1 pseudogene is annotated in these 672 nt (G+C 45.2%); it reads left to right on the top strand.

The features are described 5' to 3' along the window. Window positions 1-363 (top strand): annotated as a pseudogene (locus tag CIK04_RS34750) (short-chain dehydrogenase); the annotation flags it as partial. Window positions 364-672: the final 309 nt, after the last annotated feature.

Below are 672 nucleotides of genomic sequence, written 5' to 3'. Positions count from 1 at the left end.
TAGAAAAGCTATCAAGTACCGCTGGCGCACTATACGGCTATGTGCAAGTGTGCGCGGAACGAATGCGACGCAACAGAAACGAAAGGCGTGATCGTCAATGTTATTTCGCACGATGATCATCTAAATTTTACCGGTGTTGAGTAGTGTTACTTCCCTCGTTACGGGTTTTACTCCATCAGTTGGGCAAAAGAGCTCACCCCTTTTAATATTCGCGTTGGTGGTGTGATTCCATCGGTATCACACCATCACGGACAGATAGACGCGACACATTGGGCTCAAGTGCAGGATGAACTCATTCGCAACGCTGAGTACATCGTGGCGAATGAGTATTTCAGTGGCAGAGTGGTGACCACCGAAATCTAACCGAACATCAAAAAATCAAACTGAAGTAAAAAAGCCCCGGTCTTTCGACTGGGGCTTTGATCTTTTTCCCGATTTTTTTAGGTTTCGTGCTAGACGAAACCTACCTCATTCCTGAGTCTTACTTCTTGCTGACACTTAGTGACTAAGTATCTAGACTTATTTTTTCGCTTTTGGCGCTACTTGGTCTGCTTTCTTCTTGATTACAGTCGTACCTTCGAAAGTTTCACCTTCAACGAAAGCTTTACCGTAGTAAGAAGCCAGTAGAACTTCTTTTAGCTCAGCGATTAGTGGGTAGCGTGGGTTCGCACC

Source organism: Vibrio sp. 03_296 (assembly GCF_002265885.1).
This window is presented reverse-complemented; position numbering and strand designations above follow the sequence as displayed.